2 tRNA genes and 2 rRNA genes are annotated in these 3,755 nt (G+C 45.0%); all 4 read right to left on the reverse strand.

Features of this window, described 5'->3' with window-relative positions:
* A 23S ribosomal RNA gene (locus IWX83_RS16880) occupies nucleotides 1-1,210 on the reverse strand; the annotation flags it as partial.
* A 188-nt stretch (nucleotides 1,211-1,398) separates the two neighbouring features.
* Nucleotides 1,399-1,472: transfer RNA gene (locus IWX83_RS16885), tRNA-Ala, on the reverse strand.
* Nucleotides 1,473-1,581: 109 nt separating this feature from the next.
* Nucleotides 1,582-1,655 (reverse strand) — tRNA-Ile (locus tag IWX83_RS16890).
* Nucleotides 1,656-1,870: 215 nt separating this feature from the next.
* Nucleotides 1,871-3,384, reverse strand: a 16S ribosomal RNA gene (locus IWX83_RS16895).
* Nucleotides 3,385-3,755 lie beyond the last annotated feature (371 nt).

Raw genomic sequence — 3,755 nt, forward strand, 5'->3', positions numbered from 1 at the left:
AAATAAATAGGTAATCCATAGCTTCGGTAATATACTTATGCCCGATTATTATCCATGCTCGTCCGCTCGACTAGTGAGCTGTTACGCACTCTTTAAATGAATGGCTGCTTCCAAGCCAACATCCTAGCTGTCTGGGCAGACAAACCTCGTTCTTTCAACTTAGTATATATTTGGGGACCTTAGCTGATGGTCTGGGTTCTTTCCCTCTCGGACTTGGACCTTAGCACCCAAGCCCTCACTGTTAGTGAACATTATATAGCATTCGGAGTTTGTCAGGAATTGGTAGGCGGTGAAGCCCCCGCATCCAATCAGTAGCTCTACCTCTATATAACTTTATAACTAACGCTGCACCTAAATGCATTTCGGGGAGTACGAGCTATTTCCGAGTTTGATTGGCCTTTCACCCCTACCCACAGGTCATCCGAAGACTTTTCAACGTCAACCGGTTCGGTCCTCCACTATGTGTTACCACAGCTTCAACCTGCCCATGGGTAGATCACACGGTTTCGCGTCTAACACTACTGACTAAAGCGCCCTATTCAGACTCGCTTTCGCTACGGATCCGTGGCTTAACCACTTATCCTTGCCAGCAACGTTAACTCGTAGGCTCATTATGCAAAAGGCACGCCGTCACCCCACGAAGGGGCTCCGACCGCTTGTAAGCGTATGGTTTCAGGATCTATTTCACTCCGTTATTCACGGTTCTTTTCACCTTTCCCTCACGGTACTGGTTCACTATCGGTCTCTCAGGAGTATTTAGCCTTAGCGGATGGTCCCGCCAAATTCAGACAGGATTTCTCGTGTCCCGCCCTACTCAGGATACCACTATCTATTATACTCATTACTTATACAGGGCTATCACCTTCTTTGGCTCTACTTTCCAGTAGATTCTAATTCTTTGTACATAAAATGTCGTGGTCCTACAACCCCAACATTGCCGTAACAACATTGGTTTGGGCTAATCCGCGTTCGCTCGCCACTACTTACGGAATCACTTTTGTTTTCTTCTCCTCCGCCTACTTAGATGTTTCAGTTCAGCGGGTTTGCCCACCTATCGGTGTACTATGTCTTCAACATAGTGGGTTGCCCCATTCAGGTATCTACGGATCGTATCGTGTGTGCCAATCCCCGTAGCTTTTCGCAGCTTATCACGCCTTTCATCGCCTCTGAGAGCCAAGGCATCCCCCATACGCCCTTATTTTGCTTATTGTACCAATCATTCATTTAAGAATGACCGTTTCTTTACTTGTCTAATGATAAACAAGTAAATATGCTTTCTACTTTTTATTATTTTCTTATCTCAATATGTCAATGAACTTTTTTCTAGTGTTCAGTTTTCAGCTTTTTAGTATTCAGTTACCTGATCACTTCTTTTCTGTGGACTGACCACTCGAATAGTGGAGAATAACGGAGTCGAACCGTTGACCTCCTGCGTGCAAGGCAGGCGCTCTAGCCAGCTGAGCTAATCCCCCAATACAGTTGGCAGTGCTTCAGTATTCAGTTTTCAGTAACTTTACTTTACATCCAAATGAGTTGTGAATTGCTAACTCTAGATTCTTCTTTTTTTTTTAAGTTTGATAGTTGTCTCGGACAGACTCGAACTGTCGACCCCTACATTATCAGTGTAATACTCTAACCAGCTGAGCTACGAGACATGGTGATCTCTGACTGTTGATTCTTGATTAACGATTTTTTATGTTTTCACATCTTAAATCACAAATCTCATATCGCCAATCTTAAATCGTTATCTTTAACTTAAATTGTATTATTTGAACTAACAGCAAGAGTAATAAAATGTCTTTATTTGTTTCCAATGAGAATTTTCGTCTTCTTTCCCTAGCGTGTATTGCTACTAACACTAAGGCTCTAGAAAGGAGGTGTTCCAGCCGCACCTTCCGGTACGGCTACCTTGTTACGACTTAGCCCTAGTTACCAGTTTTACCCTAGGCAGCTCCTTGCGGTCACCGACTTCAGGCACCCCCAGCTTCCATGGCTTGACGGGCGGTGTGTACAAGGCCCGGGAACGTATTCACCGGATCATGGCTGATATCCGATTACTAGCGATTCCAGCTTCACGGAGTCGAGTTGCAGACTCCGATCCGAACTGTGACCGGTTTTATAGATTCGCTCCTGGTCGCCCAGTGGCTGCTCTCTGTACCGGCCATTGTAGCACGTGTGTAGCCCAAGGCGTAAGGGCCGTGATGATTTGACGTCATCCCCACCTTCCTCACAGTTTGCACTGGCAGTCTTGTTAGAGTTCCCGACTTGACTCGCTGGCAACTAACAACAGGGGTTGCGCTCGTTATAGGACTTAACCTGACACCTCACGGCACGAGCTGACGACAACCATGCAGCACCTTGTAAATTGTCTTGCGAAAAGTCTGTTTCCAAACCGGTCAATCTACATTTAAGCCTTGGTAAGGTTCCTCGCGTATCATCGAATTAAACCACATGCTCCACCGCTTGTGCGGGCCCCCGTCAATTCCTTTGAGTTTCATTCTTGCGAACGTACTCCCCAGGTGGGATACTTATCACTTTCGCTTAGCCACTGAACTTGCGCCCAACAGCTAGTATCCATCGTTTACGGCGTGGACTACCAGGGTATCTAATCCTGTTCGCTACCCACGCTTTCGTCCATCAGCGTCAATATATTAGTAGTAACCTGCCTTCGCAATTGGTATTCCATGTAATCTCTAAGCATTTCACCGCTACACTACATATTCTAGTTACTTCCTAATAATTCAAGTCAGACAGTATCAATGGCCGTTCCACCGTTGAGCGATGGGCTTTCACCACTGACTTATCTGACCGCCTACGGACCCTTTAAACCCAATGATTCCGGATAACGCTTGGATCCTCCGTATTACCGCGGCTGCTGGCACGGAGTTAGCCGATCCTTATTCTTACAGTACCGTCAAGGTTCTACACGTAGAACTGTTTCTTCCTGTATAAAAGCAGTTTACAATCCATAGGACCGTCATCCTGCACGCGGCATGGCTGGATCAGGCTTGCGCCCATTGTCCAATATTCCTCACTGCTGCCTCCCGTAGGAGTCTGGTCCGTGTCTCAGTACCAGTGTGGGGGATCTCCCTCTCAGGACCCCTACCCATCGTTGTCTTGGTAAGCCGTTACCTTACCAACTAACTAATGGGACGCATGCTCATCTTTCACCGATAAATCTTTAATATCATGTTGATGCCAACTCGATATACTATAAGGTATTAATCCAAATTTCTCTGGGCTATCCCTTTGTGAAAGGTAGATTGCATACGCGTTACGCACCCGTGCGCCGGTCTCTAATTCCGAAGAACTATACCCCTCGACTTGCATGTGTTAAGCCTGCCGCTAGCGTTCATCCTGAGCCAGGATCAAACTCTTCATCGTATATTGTTTGAGTTCAGATAAATCTGTTCTCTTTGTTTATTCGACTCCAATTCTATCGGTTTTTTCAAATCTCTCGATTCTATTACTCTTATTCTTTTGTTCTAACATCTCTGTTAAAACGGCTGTCAATTCAATATGTCTAGGAACGTGTTCTTATCTTTTTTTTCGTCTCAATCAACACTTGTTAAAGTGTTTCCCGAAGCGGGTGCAAAAGTAACAACTTCTTTTGTTTCTCGCAAGAAAAATTTAAAGTTTTTTTTGAAGATTTAAATCTTCTTTTCTTTATCTTTTCTTACCAGTCTCTCAAGGAACATTGCGCGTTTTGCGGGGTGCAAAGGTAACATCTGTTTTCTAATCTCACAAGCTTTTTT

It is taken from the genome of Flavobacterium sp. CG_9.1 (genome assembly GCF_015751645.1).
GTDB lineage: Bacteria > Bacteroidota > Bacteroidia > Flavobacteriales > Flavobacteriaceae > Flavobacterium > Flavobacterium xanthum.